This window comes from Leptospira kirschneri serovar Cynopteri str. 3522 CT (assembly GCF_000243695.2).
GTDB classification, from domain to species: Bacteria; Spirochaetota; Leptospiria; order Leptospirales; family Leptospiraceae; genus Leptospira; species Leptospira kirschneri.
Genome location: NZ_AHMN02000011.1, coordinates 257,499 through 279,218 on the forward strand (window position 1 = coordinate 257,499; position 21,720 = coordinate 279,218).

15 protein-coding genes are annotated in these 21,720 nt (G+C 37.4%); 7 read left to right on the top strand and 8 right to left on the bottom strand.

The genetic code is table 11. The features are described 5' to 3' along the window. The first annotated feature begins 12 nt into the window (after positions 1-12). The 6 genes from LEP1GSC049_RS212515 (at position 13) to LEP1GSC049_RS212490 (ending at position 4,826) form a co-directional block, all read left to right on the top strand. Complete coding sequence (locus LEP1GSC049_RS212515) at positions 13-552, top strand: LIC_10705 family lipoprotein (protein WP_004756939.1); 540 nt, start codon at positions 13-15, stop codon at positions 550-552. A 16-nt stretch (positions 553-568) separates the two neighbouring features. Next, positions 569-1,108, top strand: coding sequence for an LIC_10705 family lipoprotein (locus LEP1GSC049_RS212510; protein ID WP_004753171.1), 540 nt, complete (start codon positions 569-571; stop codon positions 1,106-1,108). Positions 1,109-1,158: 50 nt separating this feature from the next. Then, on the top strand, positions 1,159-2,550 hold the full coding sequence (locus LEP1GSC049_RS212505) for an LIC10707 family hydrolase (protein ID WP_016560933.1): 1,392 nt from the start codon (positions 1,159-1,161) through the stop codon (positions 2,548-2,550). Continuing rightward, positions 2,541-3,266: an LA_1694 family PerA/PerB upregulated protein gene (locus tag LEP1GSC049_RS212500; RefSeq protein ID WP_016748470.1), complete on the top strand. Its 726-nt coding sequence runs from the start codon at positions 2,541-2,543 to the stop codon at positions 3,264-3,266. Before LEP1GSC049_RS212505 ends, LEP1GSC049_RS212500 begins: the two co-directional genes overlap by 10 nt. Next, positions 3,266-3,898, top strand: a complete 633-nt coding sequence (locus tag LEP1GSC049_RS212495; RefSeq protein ID WP_016560951.1) for a hypothetical protein — start codon at positions 3,266-3,268, stop codon at positions 3,896-3,898. Before LEP1GSC049_RS212500 ends, LEP1GSC049_RS212495 begins: the two co-directional genes overlap by 1 nt. 565 nt (positions 3,899-4,463) lie before the next feature. Further along, entirely contained in the window at positions 4,464-4,826 is a 363-nt protein-coding gene (locus tag LEP1GSC049_RS212490) for a Zn-ribbon domain-containing OB-fold protein (RefSeq protein WP_004753002.1), read from the top strand. 909 nt (positions 4,827-5,735) lie between these two features. On the opposite strand, the gene LEP1GSC049_RS212485 is transcribed toward LEP1GSC049_RS212490, so the two are convergent. The 4 genes from LEP1GSC049_RS212485 to LEP1GSC049_RS212470 all read right to left on the bottom strand — a co-directional run bounded on the left by LEP1GSC049_RS212485 (position 5,736) and on the right by LEP1GSC049_RS212470 (position 12,716). After that, positions 5,736-6,953: an imelysin family protein gene (locus LEP1GSC049_RS212485; protein WP_004752957.1), complete on the bottom strand. Its 1,218-nt coding sequence runs from the start codon at positions 6,951-6,953 to the stop codon at positions 5,736-5,738. Continuing rightward, positions 6,950-8,434 (bottom strand): di-heme oxidoreductase family protein, encoded by a 1,485-nt coding sequence (locus LEP1GSC049_RS212480; protein WP_230848369.1) that lies wholly within the window; start codon positions 8,432-8,434, stop codon positions 6,950-6,952. Before LEP1GSC049_RS212480 ends, LEP1GSC049_RS212485 begins: the two co-directional genes overlap by 4 nt. Before the next feature lie 60 nt (positions 8,435-8,494). Beyond that, positions 8,495-9,814: an imelysin LruB gene (lruB, locus tag LEP1GSC049_RS212475; protein ID WP_016560999.1), complete on the bottom strand. Its 1,320-nt coding sequence runs from the start codon at positions 9,812-9,814 to the stop codon at positions 8,495-8,497. Positions 9,815-10,250: 436 nt separating this feature from the next. Continuing rightward, positions 10,251-12,716, bottom strand: a complete 2,466-nt coding sequence (locus LEP1GSC049_RS212470; protein ID WP_025183236.1) for a TonB-dependent receptor family protein — start codon at positions 12,714-12,716, stop codon at positions 10,251-10,253. A gap of 1,872 nt (positions 12,717-14,588) precedes the next feature. On the opposite strand from LEP1GSC049_RS212470, the gene LEP1GSC049_RS212465 reads away from it, so the two are divergent. Further along, positions 14,589-16,994: a M4 family metalopeptidase thermolysin gene (locus LEP1GSC049_RS212465; protein ID WP_016560915.1), complete on the top strand. Its 2,406-nt coding sequence runs from the start codon at positions 14,589-14,591 to the stop codon at positions 16,992-16,994. 466 nt (positions 16,995-17,460) lie between these two features. Here LEP1GSC049_RS212465 and LEP1GSC049_RS2000000226625 read toward each other — a convergent pair whose 3' ends face one another. From LEP1GSC049_RS2000000226625 to LEP1GSC049_RS212450, 4 genes are all read right to left on the bottom strand, one after another. Further along, entirely contained in the window at positions 17,461-17,640 is a 180-nt protein-coding gene (locus LEP1GSC049_RS2000000226625; RefSeq protein WP_078131565.1) for a hypothetical protein, read from the bottom strand. Positions 17,641-18,383: 743 nt separating this feature from the next. After that, on the bottom strand, positions 18,384-18,731 hold the full coding sequence (locus LEP1GSC049_RS212460; RefSeq protein ID WP_016748473.1) for a transmembrane 220 family protein: 348 nt from the start codon (positions 18,729-18,731) through the stop codon (positions 18,384-18,386). Continuing rightward, positions 18,713-20,296, bottom strand: coding sequence for a bifunctional GNAT family N-acetyltransferase/carbon-nitrogen hydrolase family protein (locus tag LEP1GSC049_RS212455; protein ID WP_004753446.1), 1,584 nt, complete (start codon positions 20,294-20,296; stop codon positions 18,713-18,715). Before LEP1GSC049_RS212455 ends, LEP1GSC049_RS212460 begins: the two co-directional genes overlap by 19 nt. Continuing rightward, a complete protein-coding gene (locus tag LEP1GSC049_RS212450; protein WP_016560958.1) occupies positions 20,296-21,720 on the bottom strand; it encodes an FAD-binding oxidoreductase in 1,425 nt (474 codons plus the stop codon). Before LEP1GSC049_RS212450 ends, LEP1GSC049_RS212455 begins: the two co-directional genes overlap by 1 nt.

Here is a 21,720-nt window from a genome sequence, read left to right on the forward strand (position 1 = left end):
GGAAAGAATCCTATGTTAAAGCGAATCTTATATTTAGTTTTTATCTCTTACTTAAATCTTAACTGCGATTACTCGCAGGGGACTTCAACGAGTGATTATCATAACGAGTTTATGTTAGAATATTCTATTTTCTTTATTCTTCCCAATCTTGATCTCAATCAATATTGCCCACCCACAGAGGAAATTCCAATATTGGAACCCGGAACTTATACAAGATATATGTCGGAAGGGGATACATATATTTTTGATAATAGAGCTAGGTTGAATGCACCTTATCAAGGACATGCTTCAGAATACTTTACTTTTATCATTCAAGAGAATGCAGAGCAAGAGATTAAGTTAATTAGTCCAGTGTGCGGAACAAGTCCAGATTTCTATTCTGCTAAAGGGGATTCTGGAACTTTTGGACATTTAGAAACATTATATATTAGTTTAAGAATACCTGAATCTAAACCTCAGAATCGATACGGATATTTCACGAAACTAAAAGCCGTATCTGGTTCAGGAACTATTACATTTACCACACCCACTGTGCAAGACCCACCAAGATAAAAATAAGGAATTTAAAATGAAAAAAATCTTATGTTTAATTTTTATTTCTTACTTTAGTTTTGATTGTAGCCTGACTCGAGAAAGTTCGCACGGCAACTTTTATAACGAGTTTATGTTAGAATATTCTATTTTCTTTATACTTCCCAATCTTGATCTCAATCAATATTGTCCGCCCACAGAGGAAATTCCAATCTTGGAACCCGGAACTTATACAAGATATATGTCGGAGGGAGATACGTATATTTTTGATAATAGAGCTAGGTTGAATGGTGTTCCAGGGACCTCTGATTCTGAAAGAAGTTTTAATTTCACATTTCAAGAATCAGTGAATCAACAAGTGAAACTTACAAGTCCAGTTTGTGGTAATGATCCTTTGGAAAGTCGTTCTTATAATGATTCCGGATTATCAGGACAAATTGAGTCAGTTTATATCTTTTTAAGAATTCCACCTTATAGTGATACAAAAAGATCTTTATTTTTTACAAAATTAACCGCCGTTTCTGGTTCAGGAACTATTACTTTTACAACACCGTCAATCGCCAATCCACCGCTTTAATCACGAGGATCACTATGAGAACATTTAACATTACTGAATTTTATTTATTTATGCTACTTTTTCTAACAACAAACCTAAAACTTTTTGCAGACAAAAATAGTTTTAAGTTTTGGTTTCCGGATGCGAATCACACGTATAACCATTTCGTTATTCAAACCAACTGTAATACACAGTTCAACAATAATGATCCAGAATCTTTTGAACCTAATAAAACGTTTCTTACAATGTATGGGGATAGTTTGGGAGATTTTATAGATGAACCTGCCTATGGATATTTTGGTTGGGATCAATATCTAACTTTGATGAACTTTAGTGTAGAATGGAATGTGCAGAACCTAGCCATAGGAGGATATACAACAAAAAATTTACATGAATTAATTGCAGCTTGTGCAGATAGATATGAAAGGCGTATCAATTTTAAAACGGCGCCTAACGTAGCATTTGAAATCGGAGGAAACGATTTTTGGCACAATGCACTTCTTTTGACCTATATGCCTTGGAAGTTTAGTTCCGTAGTAGGTCGTGTGGCTTTCAATACTAAATCCATTTTGTATCAATTGAGAAATCCAAGACGGAATAAAGACATTCTGGTCATGGGAAATTTTCCAAATCTATCTTACAGTCCTACATTAGGAAATATGAATCAATATTTTTCTCCGATGGCTACCCAACCGGATAGCGGTTTTAGTTATAATATGAGCCAGCTACAGTCAGAACAAAAAAACGCAATGCGTGAGGAAGAAGAAGCCTCTATTTTAACTTTATTACCTCCGACAGGATGGATCACCTTACTTTATATGCCGATCGATTTGGATCATTTGCATACTGAGTTTGTAGAATCGATCCTTTATATCAAAGAGGCTTACAACCGAGTTATAGTAAACCTAGAAATTCAAACTGGAATTGAAGAATTGGATATGCTTCGCACACAGATCAAAAATGCGGGTACTTCGCCCACCATGCAAGACGATTGGTACTGGCTCTGGTTGCACAGAGTGAAAAACAATCCCAGCATGGTAACTAGTTTAGGAATGTATTTTTCTCAAGGGGCCATCGAACAAGCGGCGCAAGAAGTCAATGGTAAATACGGCAAAGTGCAATTTCTACCTTTGTATCATCTTTTTATACGCCAAAGAGATTGTTTTGAGTTTGGTCAGTGTTGGGTAGCAAATCCTTGGTTGTACCAGGATCAGATAGGACATTTAAATTACATTGGATATACAGTGTGGGCGGGGGCTTTGTCCGCAAAGGTGATCGAACTAGATTGGCATAATTCTTTAAGAAACGGTCCTCCTCATTACGACGGAGCGGTTTCCATTCCTGGAGATGATACTGTGGTTGTTGCTCTGCCGGAAGAACAACCACCTCAAAACGTAGAAGTGGAGGAATGGCCGATTGATTTCTGGATATTAGTCTGTATTTTTACCGGAAAATGTTGGTAATTCTCCAAAAAATAAGGGTTTTATACTTTTGTATCTTTAGTATATTATTTATTTATTGCATTCAAGAAAATGAATCTAATCCTAGCCTACAATTGGCGCTCGTTCAGTCTCAGATGCAGGTTGTGCCGAAATACGAAATTCCGGAAATCAAGGCTTGCCTTGTTAATACTTTGGTTTTGGGTAGAATGATTACTACTTGTTACGAAATCGAAAGAGAATTTTGTAATTTAGATTTTTTTAATAATATTAAAACGCCAGCAATTTTGCAAAACAGAAGGGATGATTTAACGTTTATTAGCATTAACTTTCCGAACTGCGCGTCCGGAACCGCACCATTGTTCCTAAAATATTCAAACTTGCAAACTCCAGCTTCTATGGTATGGAAAGATTCTTTCGGGTTCGATGGAGCTAACTTGGAATCTCAATTTCAGTTTACCAATCAGAGCAGTTGTAAGGATTTAAAATTGGAGACGGCTCCGTTTGTAACGGTAGGATTTTCCCGTTTACTAAATTCTACGGAATTATCTCAATTGAACGGTGTTGAGGCGGAGCTTGCTTTGATCCCCGCGACTAACGCGGCTTGTATGAACGATTTGAACTTTAGCGCCGACTTAATTTTTTTGACACAGAATATCAAAAGCGGAATTTTACTAAAAGGAATTTCCTGTGCATATCAGAGTGGTTCCGGTTTTCCGATTTGTCCTTGGAGTCCTTAGTGCATTCAAAAAATCTAATTTTATTTTTATTTCTTTTTTGTTTGTCGTATTGTTCTGGAGATAAGATCGAAGAATCCGGCGAAAATTATTATATTCGATATTTATTTTTAACGACAGCGAGTTTTCCGTGTTCTTCTCAAAGTTATACAAATCCTTGGAATTTTACGGATCCCCGAGGAGATGTCAACGCAGGTCTTTTAAACAAACCAGGAGAGGGATTGGATTATCTGGATTTGATTTCTGGAAACGTACAAGATAACGCGACTAACGTTGTATTCGAGTTAGTTTTAGGAAGTATTCCGAATAAAATCACGCTTAATGAAAATTCGGAAGTTATTGAACCGGAATACGAGTGGTCTTATCTTTTTAAAGGCGAGAGTTTATTGAAGATCGGTATCGTTTCCATTGGCGGGGCCGCGCGTGAAATTCCGTTTCGAAATTTAGACGTTCTTGTATGGCGTAATTTGGATTTCATTGGAGGTTGCGGAAATCTGAATATACAAGGTAGTTCGGCGATTTGGATTTGTGAAAAAAATACAATTCCCGGCTTGCTCGAAATTGCAAAGTCTAAGTCTATTTCCGTGGAAATGAACGCTAGAAATAACGGCGTTCGTTATTCTGATTGTCTTTGATTTTGTGGTAGTTCTCACATTGAGAAGTTGATCGTGTTATCTCGGGTGCTGTACTTTATTAAAAATTCAAAAAAGATACTTCTAGTATTTTAATATACAAGAGTTTTTGAAAAATTCCATAGTGACGATCAATAAAAACTGCTTCAGTCTACCGTTTTCATAAAACAGGGGCTTGGTGGCGATTCATTTTTAACAACTCTATTTATCGCATAATAAAATATTTTATAAATTAGATAATTAAAATATTATTTTTAAATTTAAATCGGACTTCAAAATCAAATGTATTTTTGATTTTGTTCGTATCGGTTTTAAAACGCTAAAAACCAAGTTGGGAAATACGAAGATCGTTTTACGATTGCGAAAAATAGAAATATAAAAGATTAATGTTTTTAGGGAAATGGCGGAATAGTTTTACACCCGTCTTGGTAAAAAAAAATTTATAAAATAGATTTTTAATTTTTATGATGGTCGCAAAATATGATTTTATGAAAAAGTTTGATTGAATAATTATTTTTTGGAATTTTATATAAATTCCTTCTCATAAAACACCTGTAAGGGATTCAACATGTCCGAAAGTATATTAGAAATTTTGAAAGGAAAAAAATGCGATTCCTGTGGATTCCAAACCGTGGAAACTACCATAGCTTGCACACGTTGCGGAAGTTCTAAAACCATTGAAATCCAATTTTCGGGAAAAGGAAAAATTTACACTTACACCGTCGTTTATGTAGGTTTTGGACATCTATCTAAAAGGGTGCCTTATGTTTTAGCGGTTATAGAATTGGAAGAGGGAATCAAAACGATTGGAATTTTAGAAGGAGAAGTTTCCGGAATTCCGGTAACTGAATCCGTAAAAATTGATCTTCCAGTGAGATTTCAAAGAGATGAACCAGGAACCGGATTTATATTTAACGTGAGCAGGGTGTAAGAAAATCAGGACGAATCCGGCTGTCACGGCCAGCCGACCGGACTTCTCCCCTCTGGTCAATAAGTTACATGCAGGAAACATAATGTGATATTTCGTCTTAAGTTTTAATATAAAACGCGACCCTTAGGAAAGCGTTTTGCTGAGTTAACGCGACCTGTCGAACGACCCATGAAGAGTGAGACGCTGAGTTTCCAGAGCGACCCATGGAGAGTCATAACCTTACCCACAAGTTGAATAGGATTTTAGAATCAGAAGGCTCAAAAACGCACATTTTTCAAGTGTTCCGACAAGAATGAGTCTTTTTACTTGCAAAAAGTATGTTTTTCTGATAAAGAAAAGTCTTCTGAACTTCTCCACCTCCGCCCCCACCCAAAAATAAGGGTGGGAACTCAGTTTTACAGAGGATTTGTCGTAATTCCCACAGATTTAATATTGAGATCCAAATACTTGTGGGTAAGGTTATGATGAGGAGTGAGATGCTGAGTTTTAGGAAAGCGTTTTGCTTTAGTCCCTCTCGCGTTATATCTATTCTTATTACTCGGACGCATAAATAGGGTTAGATTGTTTCAAAAATTTGAATGTTTGGATCCTGCTCTAAAATACCGTAGATCCCGAATTGCATTATTTTTAAATACCGTTATTTTTTTCGCAAATTCGGCCATTAATAACTTGATACTATTTTCATGCATCCGAGCAGTAAATTTAAAATTCATTTATAGAGGTTTCTTGCAGTTATAAGTTTGATATAAAAAACCGAATTTTTCATAAAAACTAAAATGTAGGAGCTCTTACTTTTAAAAGTGAGTCCTTACATTACAACACTAAAGCTTTTAAACCAAATCTATTTCCGAGTATTAAGAAAACTATAACCTAACGATAAAAATTCGGACGATTTTAAAATGTGATCTTTTAATCACCATCCGAATTGGAAGGAAGAGCATTGGCGCCTAAGATGCCGATGATTTCGGTAGCAAAGATGATTCTAAGTTCTCTAAATCTTGAATAAATTTCCGTATTTACAAAACTAAGGTTTGCAACGAGATCGGATTTGAGAGTTGCCGACGCGTCGATTCTTCCTTGAATGAGTGATTTTAGAGTGGAAATTTTAGTTCTTACACGAGCGTCTAACGCGTTATTTTGAAACTGAACTAAATAGCTGAGTGATTTTGCTTCACGATCTCCAGGATTGCCAAAATAAACGAGCTCCAAACCTTCCAAAGAAGATAACAAATCTTGATACGCCGTATCGCTATAAACGGATTCCAATTTAGTAGGATATTGGGTTGTTCCTGAAACCGTGAGGCCTGCCGGAACTCCTACTCGAACGTCTTGATTTGTATATTCCAATTGAACCAAACCGTTGATAAACGAATCGACCGCATCCTTGACGCCGCCGAAAGAACCTTGGCCAAAGGCTAATTCTTCTGCAAAATTTCCGGAAGAAGGGCTCCAGGAATTTAAAAGTCTTTGTGCGTCCAACTGAATTACGTTTGCAAGTGAAACTATATAAGCCCTTCTTCCAGCGTTTCCATTTGCCACATTGATTGCGGCTAACGTATGTACTCCGTTCCCGTCGTCGAAAATGAAATATTCCAAAGCGGCAAAACCTTTTCTTGTCAGAGGATAAGAATCCACGGTATTTGTGTTTGGATTTGTGGCCGCGGCTACGGTTAAATCATTTGGTACAGGACGACTGTTCTCATTTAAAATATAACCGTCCAATCGGTGAAAGTAATTGGAAGGAAAATAAGATCGGTTGATATAAAAAATTTCTGATTGTTTAAAAAGTTTTCTAGCAACCAACCATTTGGATTGAAGATCCGCAAGAGTGGTATCATTCTGATTGGCTTGATAGGCAGAGGCGCTCGTTTTTAATTCGTCTGTTGCAGTTAGAAGACGTTTAAATTGAGGAACCGCGACTTGATTGGCGGTGTAATTCAAAAATTCTCCCGTACTTGCATTTGCAAATAATGCGACCAGTAAAATTTCGGATCCGGTAATTTTTCCCAAGTCTTGACAACGGATTCCCGGTAGAAGAACCGTAAGACTCAGGAAAAAAAACGTAATCCTCTTGGCGAGCAGCCTGAATTTGTTGGAAGACATATTCGTAAATTCTAAAATTCTCATAAAGATTCCAGAAATAGAATCAACTTATCTCTATCTTCTTTTGGAAGATTTACGAATTTATTTCTGGACGTCAAAGCCTCGCCTCCGTGCCAAAGAATCGCTTCTTTATGACCTCGCGCGCGTCCATCGTGAAGAAGATGATTGTGACCGTTGACCTTTTGTATAAGGCCCGTTCCCCAGAGAGGAGGAGTTCTCCATTCCGTTCCCGAAGCTTCAAAATCTTCTCGATTGTCTGCAAGGTCAGGTCCCATATCGTGTAGTAGAAGATCTGTATACGGTTTGATATGTTGAAACGAAATTTCGGGAAACCCTTCCGAATATCCGGTAAAAATATGAGGTTTGTGACAAGAGTTACAACCGATTTGGGAAAAAATTTCTTTCCCTCTAACTACGTCTGGTTGAGTCCAGTTTCTTCTACCTGGAACGCCTAACAGTTTGGTGTAAAAAGTCACTAACTCAGCTGTTCTATTGGAAATTTCGGTTCCTTCCGGATTTCCGTTATTACCAGCGGGAGCAGCAAAACAGGCGGCTTGTGCACCGACACAGTTTTGATTAGGAAACAGAGGACTTGTAATTCCTATATCTCCTAAAAACGCACCTTGGTTTTGCTGGAATAGAGTGGGTTCGTTTGCCTTCCAACCAAATCTACCTAAAACTTTCTTTTGCAGTTTTGCGTCCCAAACTAAATTCGGTTTTCCTGATATTCCATCTCCGTCTGAATCGTTTTCATCGGCAAAAGAAAGGATCGTAGATTCTGGAATCGCTTCTAAAAGCCCGAGTCCCGGAATCATGGGAGACGTTCGGGGAGATTGATGTACAAGCGCAGGCGCTCCGAAGTTCCAATTCGAAATTGTGAATGTAGGTCTTCTTAAAGAATAAGTTTCTCCATCCGGAAAACTTCCAGGTTCTTCTGCAAAGTTTACAGTAGTAGTCGCCTCGGCTTGAACTCCCGGGATGCCTCGGTTATTGATCTGAAGTCCGTAATTGTCGAGCCCAATCGGTCCACCCGTAGTCGGATCTTTTCCATCTTTGCTGACTCGGATCAGCATGGTAGAAAAAACGTTACTTCCATCCGGTGGAGGAGTTCCTCTTCCGTCTTTTACGTGACAACCGTTGCAGGCAGTGCTGTTAAAAACCGGCCCCAGCCCGTCGGAAGCGGAATTGCCTCCTTGAACCCAAGTGCGATTGAAAAATGAATTTCCACCTTGAAATTCTATGTTTCCACCTTCTCTCAGATTTGAAGCCGCGAGGTCGAAAGCGTTTACCGTAGTATCAAAGGTCGTAGTGTAACCTCCGGAGTATTGTTCTCCCGGATCCATATAGGCGAGTAATAACAACATAATTGTCAGTTCTTGGTTGTTGTCTTTTTTATGGTCGAAAATTTTGAGGTTACACTGAGTGAATAAACAGAATAGGATCCCGATTAGAAATCCTATTCGAATTTTAGAATATATTGAAATTTTGCGGGGAATGAAAGCCATCCCCCGCGTTGAAGATCTTCTAATTTTCATTTTTCCTCATATTCATATTTTATTTTTAACTTAAATTGAAAAGTCCGTGATGGAAATTCCGATAGTCTTTGCGGCGTCCGTAATTGTCTTTTTCATCTTGTCTCCGATAAATTTTTGTATGTCGAAAAGAATTTGATATTCGTTATCCGTGTTTCTGATAATTTGATCGTATCTCCCGGTTAGAGATCCGGCTGGACAAGAGGTGGTATAATTTGGATCTGCGGTTTGTTCCGAAAGATTGATACAAAATGCGTCTCTGGCCGCAGTAGCTTGAAAACCGATCCCAGGAACGTTTAAAGTGCCAAAAAGATTTTTTAGACCGGGGCCTGTGGAAGTTACGGTTCCTTTTTTCAACTCGTAAGATCCGTTCCAAATGTTCAACACACTTTGTGCGTTATAGTAGAAGTCGGCTTTGGTAGTATCGCTAAAACAAGAATGTTCTTCTTCTTGTTGTCCGCCAAAAGTTCCGGTAAGTCTTTCTCCTCCCCATTCTCCAGCGATGAATTTACCAAGCCCTTGAAAGATATAAGTGACCGCTGCGTCAGGATTGGATTTAAGTCCATCCGAATATCTAGCACCGTCTTCAAATTGATCTCGAATCAATTTTAACTGAAGGACGAGTCCGTCTGTAACCGCTTTCATATAGGTTCTTCTTCTACCTCCGGCTGTGCCAGCGGCGCCCGAGAGATCGTTCGCAGTGCGTTGTCCTGAAATTTGATTGACTCCTCCGTTAAATAGATCCTGACCCCAGAGTATATATTCAATTGCGTGCCAACCGACCGTAAGTGCAGTTTCATCATCTTGATCAACTGCGTTATTTGCATTTGCATCTCCGTTTGCAGCTAAGATGGCTGCGTAGGTTGTTGCATTTCCTGCATTTGCTAAATAATTATCAATCGCGCTTTCGTCTAACGGCCATCCATTGATCAGCCCTTCGCATTCTTCATCACCGGAACCGTCTGCATTACTTCCACAACCTAAAATGTCAACGTTGTCTATCGGTCCGGATGAAAAACGAAATGCTTCCGTAGTTAAATAAGAAGCTCTTGCGATGATGTATAAATTTTTAAGATTCGTATGATCCGTCGCGGTCGGGTTGTTATTAGCGGCAAAGGCTGTAACTGCGGTTTGAAAAGCGACAGCGTCTTTATAACTCTGATCATAGGATTCGTAGCCTAATTTAAGATAACGATCAACTACTTGGGTTCTTGTCGCAGTGGGTTGGAATAAGGTCAACAATAAGCCTAAACGCTCTGAATCGTTATTTGTCTCTGATTTACAGTTTGAAAAAAGAAACGATATAACGATCCAAAGTAGAAAATAGTGTGTGATGATTTTTTTTAGATTCATTCAAATTTCCTGAAAGTTTTCAAAAAAGATCCCGGCAGAGGGCCGTTGCCCGCAACCGGGGAATTTTCGATGAACTGGTTGTTATGATATTGATACTAATTCTCAATATCAGATTTCTTGTCAACTTAAAATAATTCATCAGTGTGAATTTGTGGGAACTTATACAAAAATTTTTTATAGTCAGAATAAGTTCCTTACAGATTTTCACAAAAAAAATCTGCATCAAATTGTTGTTTTGCGGTCACCTCAAATTTAAAATTCATTTTTATATAGGTTCTCTAGAACAAAAGTAAAAAACTTTTATCAGAAACGTTTACTATAAAATCGTGTTTAAAATCATCAAAAGACGCATAACGTATTTGAGGCATAAAAAGTTAAATGGAGTCAACCGTTTGATTTTCTAAATTTTAAAAGATCGGATCTATTTAAATAAAGATCAAAGTTCAAACGAAGCACCTACGTTGATTTGACGGAATGGGCCGACTTGAATTCCTTCCGGAAGACGGCCTGAAATGTAACGAACGTCCGCTAAGTTCTTACCCGTGATAAAAAGGCTCCAGCGTTTGATCGGATCCTTGTATCCAAAGGAACAATTGATCAGTTCGTATGCAGGGATTACACCGGTTTCGCCGGAACTATTGGAAGTAATATTCAAATATTGTAATACTTTTTTACCAAGAGGATCAGTGATGGAATCCGCCCAATAAACGGTTCTGGTATTTGAGTCGTCATGATACTGGGAGGAAAAATATTGGTATTCCATTCTTGCATAAAAACCTTTTGAATGAATAAAACCGATCGCTAAAGTTGCAGTATCTCTAGAAACATACGGAACGTAATTTCCGTTTTTATCTTTTTGGGTAACTACAAAATCGAGAAGAGATTGATCCGCTGTAATTTTAGAAGTGTCTATGGAATACTGGTTCATTCTCGCGTCCGCTCTTGTATAAATCAGATCGATCGGAAGTTTAAAAGAAGCGTCGAACAATTGTGCCGGATCGAAAGTAACGTTAGTTTCCACACCTCTGCTATAAGTTCTACCACCGTTTTTAGCCGAAGAAGCGGAATCGTTGCCGGAAGTAGAAGAAGTGATGATGATCTGATTTATATAGTTTAGGTTAAAGTAGGTAATCTGAGCATTTAAGTATTTTGTAATATCTCCTCTAAAACCAGTTTCGTAATTATAGGAATATTCCGGGTCGATCCGATTTACGATTCCCGAATTATTCAAAGCGTCTTGGTATCTAGGTGGAGAAAAACCTTTGTGAGCGCCCGCAAACCAAGTCAGGTCTTTGAACCAATTTGCGTTTTTACGAATATCGTATGTAAGGCCAAGTCCTGGAATTACTACGTGATAGGTATGTTTACTTCCTTTGTCCACTTCTTGAGAGGGGGAATTTGGATCAGGTTGATTGGTCACTGGATCGATGGTTTGTTGACGGAGGATCGTCCTATTTTGAGTAAACATTTCGTAACGAATTCCCGGAATTACCGAAAATCCGTTCTGGAATTTAAAACTGTTTTGAGTAAAACCTGCGAGAGACTTGGTGTTATTGACTTCGTGGTCTCTTACGTTTCCCGACTTGGCAAGAGAATATTCGGAAGAAGCAATTCCCGTAGGTGAATTGTTAAAACCGTTGCCAAAGATCGCATAATCGGGAGTAGGTGGCCCGTCCAGATATTTGATGTCTGCGGTTTCGTAGTGATAACGAAGACCAGCGTCTAATTGGTTTTTAATCCCTAAAAATTGATAGTCTTGTTGATAGCGGGATTCCACTCCTACAAAACGGTAGGAACGATTTCTATGACCAACACTATCTAACATATAAACCGTATCACCCGGACGATTTACGAAAGGTTCCGTATCGTACGATTTGATTACGTTAGACGGAATTGTGCTGAAGTTGGAGCCTGTATTTCTAAGGTAATTTTGTCTTGCCCAGTTTCTTTCTGTATAAGCAGAGTAAACTTTGGTTACAAGTTTAGAATGATCCGCGAGTTTCCATTCGTGACCTATATCACCCGAGTATCTTTCTAGTTTTCGGTTATCCTGTTCCGCAAAGTTAGAAGAAGAGTGGTTCCAAAATTGAGCCGTTGTAAGACCTAAATAAGTCATATTTGCGTCTTGTGCGGTTGCAAGAAATTTAGAAGTAAGAGTATGTTTTTCGTTTAGATCGGTGACTGACTTAAATGAAAATTCGTGAATTCGAAAACTTTGATGTTCTCTAAATCCGTCTCCTTGTTTTCTAAGAATTGAAATATCGATTCCGGTATTTCCGAAAGTTCCACCGTAAGAAACTTGAGAAGAAAAAAAACCGTAAGATCCTCCTTGAGCAGAAATGGAAAGTATAGGATCTTTGGGAGGACGTTTTGTGATGAAATTTACCACTCCTCCGATTGTGGAAGGTCCGAAAAGAATTGCTCCTGAACCTTTGACTACTTCGATTCTTTCCATACGATCTATGTTAGGTGTATAGTATTGTTCCGGTGCGGAGTATGGATTCAGGGAAGTGAAAACTCCGTCTTCTAAAATGAGCACTTTTCTTCCGAGGTCGTTATTCACTCCTCTAAACCCAAGGTTTAAAATCAAACCGGTATCTTGGTAACGGATCGAGGCACCTGGAATTCTTCTTAAAACTTCCATTGAATCTACAGGTTTGGTCTGTTCCAAAAATTCCTTTTCAATGACCGTGGCAGACCCTGGAATTCTTTTAAGATCTGTCTTTCGTTTTCCTATCACTGAAATGGTTCCTTGATTCCATTTTTCTTTTTCGATTTCTTCTCCGTTAGAAGAAGATTCTGAAAGGATTGGTTTATTGGTTTCTTCTGGTTGTGCTGGAGTTTCCCACGAAAAAAGAAGAAATAGAAAAATACAAAGAGGCAAAGAGGATCTATGTTTCATTTTGAGTTTCAATTTTAAAAATGATTCTCAATATTTGTTGATGGTCTTTAGAGTCAAGGGAGAATGATCTAAAATCGTTTCTTTTTGGGAGAAAAATTTTAAAAAATCGGATTTAGAGAAAAGAAGTAGATCTTTTCTGTTCATGTGAGCCGAATCAGATTGATTTTGCGAAGGTTTGTTTTTCTGCAAAATAAATTTGGATGTGGGAACTACTGCATTTTAATCCGGCATATTGAATATAGAGTTTTATTTCCTGTAAAAATGTGGGAACTATTACAAGTCGCGATTTTATAGACCAGTTCTGAAAAGTAGGAACTCAAGGGATCTTTGGTTGTACAATTAAATTGCTACATGAAATCGCCGTTTTGTGATGATCATTCTAATAAAAACTTTTTCTATTTTTCTCTATAAAATTGAGTATCTAGATACTTTATCCCCAAAGTGCAGTTTCAAATAAGTTCGATGCGAAAGCGATTGAAGCGTAGGGAACTAAAGCAGAACGCTCTATGAATCGCGTTAACTCAGCAAAACGCTTTTTACGAAAGCGTTTTAGGTCGTTCGAAGTAACTCAGCGTCTCACTCCCCATCATAACCTTACCCACAAGTATTTAGATTTCAATATTAAATCTGTGGGAATTACGACAAATCCTCTGTAAAACTGAGTTCCCACCCTTATTTTTGGGTGGGGGCGGAGGTGGAGAAATTCGGAAGACTTTTCTCTATCAGAAAAACATGCTTTTTGCAAGTAAAAAGACTCATTCTTGTCGGAACACTTGAAAAATGTGCGTTTTTGAGCCTTATGATTCTAAAATCCTATTCAACTTGTGGGTAAGGTTATGACTCCCCATGGGTCGTTCGACAGGTCGCGTTTTATAATAAATTGTAGTTAAACACGAAATATCGTATTCCGTTTCTTTCATGCAATGGAACCTGCAGTCTGGCAGCGCCTGATTTTCTTTCGTTGAATTCACATTCGAATTGTTGAAAGTAGCGATTGACAAAACTGCTTCAATCGACCGTTTCTATGAAACAAAGACAGATGGAGAATTCATTTTTCAACCACTCTATTATCGAAGTGTAAACGATTGTATTGGGTTTTTTATTATATGGTTTTAAGTAATATAAATGTGAGTCTCTGTTTAGAAAAATTTTGTATTGAAACTCACGTTAAAATTTCTTTAAATATCAGTAAATTATTATAAAGTGGTTCCTATATTTTAAGTTTTACGTAGACTATAAAATAGAGTGTCTAAATTCAGGGATTTAGTTTGAAATCTAAGGTTTCACTCATAACTATATAATTAAGTACCTAATACTTTACATAGAATCAGCGTTTTGTAATAGAATTAACGGTACTTAATTTTATAGAGATCAGTATTATTTAAAGATTCTTCAAAACTGAGATCCTTTTAAAAAAGCCAATAATTCTAGGTTTTGTGCAATTTCACTAGGACTTCTATATCTTAAAAAATTACCCGTTAATTTTCGGTACCATTTTCATACGTCCGAGTAGTAAAGATGATTCAAAACTATATAGCAAAATACGAATATTTGCACTGAAACAGGGTTTTGCAGTAAAAATTTACGGTACTTAAATTTATAGGGATCAAGTAATAGAACCAATTCTGACAAGATTATGAGTTTAATAATCAAAGGATTCTATTCGCATAAAAGGATCCTAAATAGGTTTAAAACCGAAAGTTAGGCCCTTAAAATTTCAAATTCAAAAATTTTTATTCTCGATCTAAAAACTGAGTCAAAATTAAAAACATAAAAGTGTTATAATTTATTAATTTTAAATATTCTAGAATGGTATTGTAACCGGGTAAAAACTGAGTCAATCCAATTCTAAAAACACAGAAGGGGTATCAAATGGGATATAAACAAAAGTTTAGATTTGGGAAAGTGAAAATCTTTTTCCTTTATTTAGGGATTTTTTTAAATTTTTTTCTACAAGGTTGTAAAGAGGACGATGGGAAAACGTTTGGTGTAGAATATTGGCTGGGAATGTTAAATTTGGTTCAGATGGATCCAAAAGCCGTGGCCGAAAGAGGTTATTCTTCGAACGGCGCTATCACTTTTGTTCGGTTCAATTCGGACCTTGTGCCATACAGTAGAGGTCAAGCTTCGGAAGTTTTAAAAACGTATCTGCAAATTCCTGCAGAATATACACCTAAACTTGCACGTTCAAACGAATCTAACGGACATATTTTGGATCGTTTTCAACAATATTATAAAGGTCTAAAGGTCGAAAATAAAATTTACACCGTAGTCTCTAAGGATAATAGAATCGAGTTTATGGGTGGAGATTTTGCTGGGATCGAGCAAGACTTAAACGTAACCCCAAACTTATCTAAAGAAGATGCCTTATCAAAAGCGTTGATACATTTTGGTGCGAAGAAGTATCTATGGGAATCTCCTGAAAGGGAGGAGAGACTTCGTTCTATCAAAGTAGATCCGAAAGCGACTTATTTTCCTAAAGGAGAATTGATCGTATACAATCGAGCTGAATCGAATCTTAAAAATGAATATCGTTTAACGTATAAGTTTGGAATTTCTTCTTTAGAGCCGCCGAGTTCAAAATATGTTTATGTGGATGCCCGTTCCGGAGAGATTCTTGCGAGTAGAGATGCCAGACGATTTGAATCTCAACCTGGTGATGGTGGAGGAGGTACTACGCCGTCACCACTGCCCACGGATTTGGGGATTTGTTTTCCAGATAGAACACCTTGTATCAAAAATGGAACGGCTAAAACTCGATTTAGTGGATACAAGACAATCACAACCTGGACGGCAGGACAAGAAAATCATTACGAGCTCAAGGATTATTCAAGAGGTAAGGGAATTCTCACTTATTCTTGGGAGTTTGTAGATTTAGGTATTTTAGGTGTTCAACTTCAGAAAATACCTATGATCGATTCCGATAATTATTGGTCTGCAGCCGAATACCATGACGATTATAATCACGATGCAGTATTGGATGCACACTGGGGCTCGGAAAAAACCTACGACTATTTTAAGACGGTTCATAATCGTTCCGGATATGATAGAGACGGTGCAAAAGTAATTAATAACGTTCATACTCTTTCTGGTTTCGGGTTTAATAATGCTCATTGGGATCCTATAACCGAGGAGATTTATTATTATTATTGTCCTCCGGAAAGTTTTTGTGCGACAATTTATACAAGTCCTAGAGATATAGATCCGCAATACGACGATTTTACTTCTCTTGATTTTGTATCTCACGAATTCGGACATGGGGTAAATGCATATACTTCCGAATTAGAATATAGTTATGAACCGGGAGCTTTGAACGAAGGATTTTCAGATATTTGGAATATAGGTGTAAATCATTTCGTAAACAAGACTAACGGGTTGAATAAAAATATTTGGTTGTTTGGTGATGAAACTAGGCCCTCAGGTGGTTTACGTTCCGCTTCAAATCCAAAATCAACCACGGTTAAATATCCGGGACCGAATACCTATAAAGGTGGTTTGTGGGATTTTAGTGAAATAGATGTTCACAGAAACAGTAACGTTTTGAGTCATTGGTTTTATATACTTTCGAATGGAAAACAAGGAATCAATGATATCTGGTGTGAATACGATACTTCCGGTATCAGTATTGAGAAGGCCGAAAAAATCGCCTATTCAGCTGCTATGTATCTTTGGCCTACTGCTGAGTATTTTGATGTGAGATCTGCGAGTATCCTCGCATCGAAATATTTATACGGATCGTTTTCTCAAGAAGTAAAAAGTACAATCGACGCTTGGGATGCAGTGGGAGTGCCTGCAAATACGAGTTCACGCGGAGGTACTGGAATGAAGCCGGATCATTATATTACTTCGGTAAAACTGTCGGAGATGGAAAGAAATTCCGGAAATGACTGTGGATATAAAGACAGTACTTATCTAAATCAAACTGTATATAAGGGTTTTACATATACGATTCGATTGTCTAGTCAGGGAGATTCGGTTATCAATATGCCATCTAGAACACATAAGTGGAGAGTATGGATTGATTTCAATCGGGACGGAGTTTTTAACAATTATATTAATTCCCCTGAGCTGATTGCTGAGGGAACTATTTCTTCTTACGACGGGGGAGTGATTCAAAAGACTTTCACAATTCCTGCGGATGCTTTGACTGGAAATACTAAAATGCGCGTTTCGATGAAGGCAGCGACCGGTGGTGAGACGTATCCTCGTCCGGATGAAAAATTTATCCAAGGAGAAGTAGAAGACTATACGGTTACGATTCGCTCGTTTGCTCTTTAGGAATAGGTTGTGTACTCAGATTAGAAAAGATACTTTGTAATCTAATTTCAATTGGAAGAAAGATCGTTTTCAATAAGTTTTATGAAGGGCCGATCGAATCAAAATTAGTTATCGATCGGTCCGATTTTTTTATTTTGTTTTTGAATGTAGCTTTACTTTTCTGAATCATTTTATATTGCTTTCTAATATTTAATTATTTTATAATATTTTAAATTAATTTGAGTTCGAAGTGGGAGAGCTTTTCTAAAATCAAAAGTTCCTACTGATCTCTATAAAATTGAGTATCGTTAATTCTATCATAAAACACTGATTCTATGTAAAATATTAGGTACTTTATTAGAGTTGTTGAAAAATTCCATAGTGAAGATTCGTAAAATTGTTTCAATTATCCATTTCAATCAAATACAAACAGATCAAGAATTAATTTTTCAACAATTCTATTATATAGTTATGAGTAACGTTCATTTTATAAAAATGTTTGATCCCTATTTTTAACGTGAGTTTGGCGTAAGGAATTCATGATTCTGAAATGAACTTTACAGATTGATTCTTTAAATGTGGGAACTATTACAAAATTTCGTTTAGAAAAGTATGATTTAAAATCGCAAAAAAGATAAAAAGAGACGTAATCTGTAGGAACTACCACAAAACTTAAGTTTGTCTGTAAAATGATGTGGGAACTATTACAAATCACGATTTTACGAACAAATTCTAAAATTGTAGGAACTCACGTTACTACTCGAACAATATTACCAAAGCTTGTTTCAAAAGTTAGAATATACAACCTCTTTTAAAAAACAGCCAACAATTCCGAGTTTTTGAGGACTCCCTCCTCATTTTTGTAAAAATAGATGATTCATTTCGGGCACCTTTCATGCATCCGAGTAAAAATAAGATTTAAATTTTGATGATGGCCACAAAACAGAGGTTTTGCGCAGGAATCGAATGGACGATGATTTTTTTGTATTTTATAGTAGTTCCCACAAATTTCAAAGCTTAACTGGTAAATCCATGATTGTGAGAGTTCCCACAGATTAATTCGTATAATAAATTTTTAAATATTCACTTTTTGTGATTTGAGTCGGGAAGTTTCGCATTTATTTTTTTAAATTGCTGCTTTATCATTATAACTGCTGGTGGTAGTCCCCGCGTTACAAAGTTTTATCGTAAAATATGGATTTGTGAGAGTTCCCACATTAAATATGTTTAAAAATTAATTGTTTTCGTTGTATTAAAAACGAGCAACTGAAACCGTTTTATTAAACTTCTATTATGGAATTTTTCAACAACTCTAATTCATACCGTTAGTTTTGCTATTTGGTCATACAGAAATAGTTCTAAAAATCAATATCAATCTTACAAAGGTGTAGAAGTTCTCAAAAATTGCGCCTAACCTGAATTTTTTTTACGAATCCGATAACCTAAAATTCCGGACCAAATCGCGGATAAAATTAGGCCTCCGGTTTCTCTTGTGACTTCGTCGTCAAAAGAGAAATTTTGGATTAACGTTGTGGTAAACACAGCTCCCGCCCCAAAAAATACAAAAAGAATCCAAGAAAGATGGAACCACAATTTCGTTTTTGTCGGATATATTATAAAACCTGCATATAAAATAACAATACTCATATAAATCGGAATCCAAAGCCAAGGATCAGGATCGTTATATTGAAGTCCTGCAAACACAAGCCAGATTAAAATTGTTAGGATTGAAAAAACTTTCATGATTCGTAAATCCATTTTAGTTCGTAAAGATCTTTTCTTCGATTGGAAAGATTGCGAACGGAACCTTTTTTACGAAGTTCTTTTAAAAGGTCCAGATCTAAATCGGCGATTAAAGTCATCTCTGTGTTGGGAACGGATTCGGCGGCAACACAGTCGTGAGGAAAGGCAAAATCGGAAGGAGTAAATACTGCAGACTGAGCATACTGAATGTCCATATTCTCTACGTGAGGAAGACCACCAACTGAACCGGAAATGACCACATAACATTCGTTTTCGATCGCTCTTGCCATTGCACAATGTCTGACTCGATTGTAGCCGTTTTTAGTATCCGTATAAAACGGAACGAAAAGAATATCCATTCCTTGATCCGCTAAAAATCTAGGAAGTTCCGGAAACTCTACGTCAAAGCAGATGAGAATCCCTATTTTACAAGCGTCCGTATTGAACACGGAGAGATTGTATCCACCTTTAACTCCCCAATAAAAATCCTCGTCCGGTGTAATATGAAGTTTATATTGTTCTTCGTAGGTACCGTCCCTTCTGCAGAGATAGGAAACATTATGAAGTGTATTGTCTCTGTATTCAGGCATACTACCGGAAATGATATTCACGTTGTATGAAACTGCAAGCTCTACCATTTTTTCGATGATGTTTTCGGTATGGCTGGAAAGAGCTCGCATTGCATCCGAGGGACTTCTGTCGTTGTATCTTGCAAGCAAAGACGCATTAAAAAATTCAGGAAATAATACGAAGTCTACGTTATATCCGGCAACGGTATCTACAAAAAATTCTACCTGATGCATCAGCTCTTCGATCCCCGCAACTGGACGCATCTGCATTTGAACCACTCCCACTCGAACGACGGTTTTTTGTCCCCCAATCAGAGCGGTTTCTTCTTTTTCGTAATATATATTCAACCATTCTAATAGAACCGCGTAAGAACTATATCCTTTTGTATTTCCGAAATATCCCCGTTTCAGTTTGCGAACGTGGAAACCGTTTGCTAATTGAAAAGAAAGAACCGGATCGTAGATCTCTTTGTCTCTTACCTTTTCGATATATTGGGCTGGAGTCATGGAATCTTCATAGTTTTCGTATCCGGGCATCCACGCTCCGACTACGATTCTTTCTAAGTTCAATTTTTCGCAGAGTTCTTTTCTTGCGTCGTATAATCTTCTACCGAGACGTAAACCTCTGTATTCCGGATGAACGAATATATCTACTCCGTAAAGAGAATCTCCGTTTTCGTTGTGGTTTTTAAGATCTCCCTTGCCTACAATTTCTTCGTAAGTGTGATTGTCTCCGTAATCGGACCACTTGACGATTTGACTAATCGCTGCGCCTACTACTTTGCCGTTGTCTTCGATACAAATTTGTCCTTCGGGAAACTTTGTGATCTGAGAAACGAACTGATTTTTTTTCCAGGCACCATCAAACTCAGGAAAGACGATATCCATGATTTCTTTTATATCTGCGTAGTCGTCTAGAGTGAGACTTCGCATAACAATTCTGTGTTCGGATTGTATCTTTTTTTTTCGTTTACTCGGTTTTTTGCCGCTGGAACCGTTAGTGGAAATCATTAGAATACTTTGCCTGGGTTCATGATGTTTTTAGGGTCCATTGACTTTTTGATTTCTTTCATCAAAATGATTTCGGCTTGTGTTCTCGAAAAATGAAGAAAGTCTTTTTTTAAAAGACCGATTCCGTGTTCGGCGCTGATCGATCCATGATATTTTTGTAATAAACGAAACATATCCGGATCCACTTCTTTACATTTTTTTAAAAAATCTTCGTTGGAAAGATCTTTTGGTTTTACGATGTTTAGATGAAGATTTCCGTCTCCCACGTGACCGAAAAGAGCAATTTCGAATCCAGGATACTTTCCGTTTAACAACGATTTCATGTCTATGAGAAACGGCTCCATGTTTCTCAAAGGAAGAGAGATGTCGTTTTTATGAACGGTATATTCGATAGAAATACTTTCGCTGATTCCTTCTCTGTATTTCCAAAAAGTTTCGGATTGTCTTGAATTCTGCGCTAAACTTCCGTCCACGATCAGTCCTTTTTCCGTAATCGTTTCCAAAAAGCCGAATAGTTTTTCGTCGTCGGATTCATCCGCAATTTCAAATTCCATCAAAACATAATATGGGCTTGTGGACTGAAATGGATCTGGAACTCCAAGATGAGACTTAACTTTCCCGAGACAGTATTCCGTAAAAAATTCAAAAGCGAGTAGTGGAATTTTGACAAGATGGGTTTCTTGAAACAAGGAAAGAATGGATACAAAATCAGAAACTGCAACGAGTAAAACTCGACTATCCAAAGGTTTTGTGGTCAATTTAAGAGTAGCTTCTGTAATTACGCCTAACGTTCCCTCCGAGCCAATAAATAGTTGTTTGAGATCGTATCCTGTATTGTTTTTAAGGACTTCTCCGTTAAATTCTAAAATTTCTCCGGTTCCGGTAACTACCGTAAGCCCTAAAACCCATTGACGAATCAATCCGTAGTGAACGACCCTAACACCACCTGCGTTAGTCGCTATGTTTCCTCCGATTTGAGAAGAGCCGGTAGACGCAAAGTCTACCGGAAAATAGAAATTTCTTTCTTCCGCTTCTTTGTGAAGATTTTTAGTGATCATTCCCGCTTGTACTTTTATACTTCCAAAAAAAGGATCGAAGTCCAAAACCTTGTCCATTTTGGAAAGAGAAAGTACCAGTTCCTTATTTTTGGCAATTGCTCCACCTGCGTATCCGGTTCTTCCCCCTGAAGGAACGATCGAAATTTCGTTTTCGTATGCGTACTTTATAATTTTTGCAACTTCTTCCGTTGTTGTAGGAAAGGCTAAAATGTCGAAATCTGGTTGATAAACCTTGGTTCTATCTGTTCCAAAAGAAAGAAAGGCGGTTTCGTCAAATTCTGGGTCGTTTCTGAAGAATATTTTTCCGGGCCCGATAAGGGATTTAAGTTCGGATTTGTTAATTGTAAAATTTGTAGTCATATTCAT

Coding starts and splice junctions, on each gene's coding strand:
- LEP1GSC049_RS212515 (WP_004756939.1), top strand. CDS start 13: ATGTTAAAGCGAATCTTATATTTAGTTTTTATCTCTTACTTAAATCTT.
- LEP1GSC049_RS212510 (WP_004753171.1), top strand. CDS start 569: ATGAAAAAAATCTTATGTTTAATTTTTATTTCTTACTTTAGTTTTGAT.
- LEP1GSC049_RS212505 (WP_016560933.1), top strand. CDS start 1,159: ATGCTACTTTTTCTAACAACAAACCTAAAACTTTTTGCAGACAAAAAT.
- LEP1GSC049_RS212500 (WP_016748470.1), top strand. CDS start 2,541: ATGTTGGTAATTCTCCAAAAAATAAGGGTTTTATACTTTTGTATCTTT.
- LEP1GSC049_RS212490 (WP_004753002.1), top strand. CDS start 4,464: ATGTCCGAAAGTATATTAGAAATTTTGAAAGGAAAAAAATGCGATTCC.
- LEP1GSC049_RS212485 (WP_004752957.1), bottom strand. CDS start 6,953: ATGAGAATTTTAGAATTTACGAATATGTCTTCCAACAAATTCAGGCTG.
- LEP1GSC049_RS212480 (WP_230848369.1), bottom strand. CDS start 8,434: ATGGCTTTCATTCCCCGCAAAATTTCAATATATTCTAAAATTCGAATA.
- lruB (WP_016560999.1), bottom strand. CDS start 9,814: ATGAATCTAAAAAAAATCATCACACACTATTTTCTACTTTGGATCGTT.
- LEP1GSC049_RS212470 (WP_025183236.1), bottom strand. CDS start 12,716: ATGAAACATAGATCCTCTTTGCCTCTTTGTATTTTTCTATTTCTTCTT.
- LEP1GSC049_RS212465 (WP_016560915.1), top strand. CDS start 14,589: ATGGGATATAAACAAAAGTTTAGATTTGGGAAAGTGAAAATCTTTTTC.
- LEP1GSC049_RS212460 (WP_016748473.1), bottom strand. CDS start 18,731: ATGGATTTACGAATCATGAAAGTTTTTTCAATCCTAACAATTTTAATC.
- LEP1GSC049_RS212455 (WP_004753446.1), bottom strand. CDS start 20,296: ATGATTTCCACTAACGGTTCCAGCGGCAAAAAACCGAGTAAACGAAAA.
- LEP1GSC049_RS212450 (WP_016560958.1), bottom strand. CDS start 21,720: ATGAATATGACTACAAATTTTACAATTAACAAATCCGAACTTAAATCC.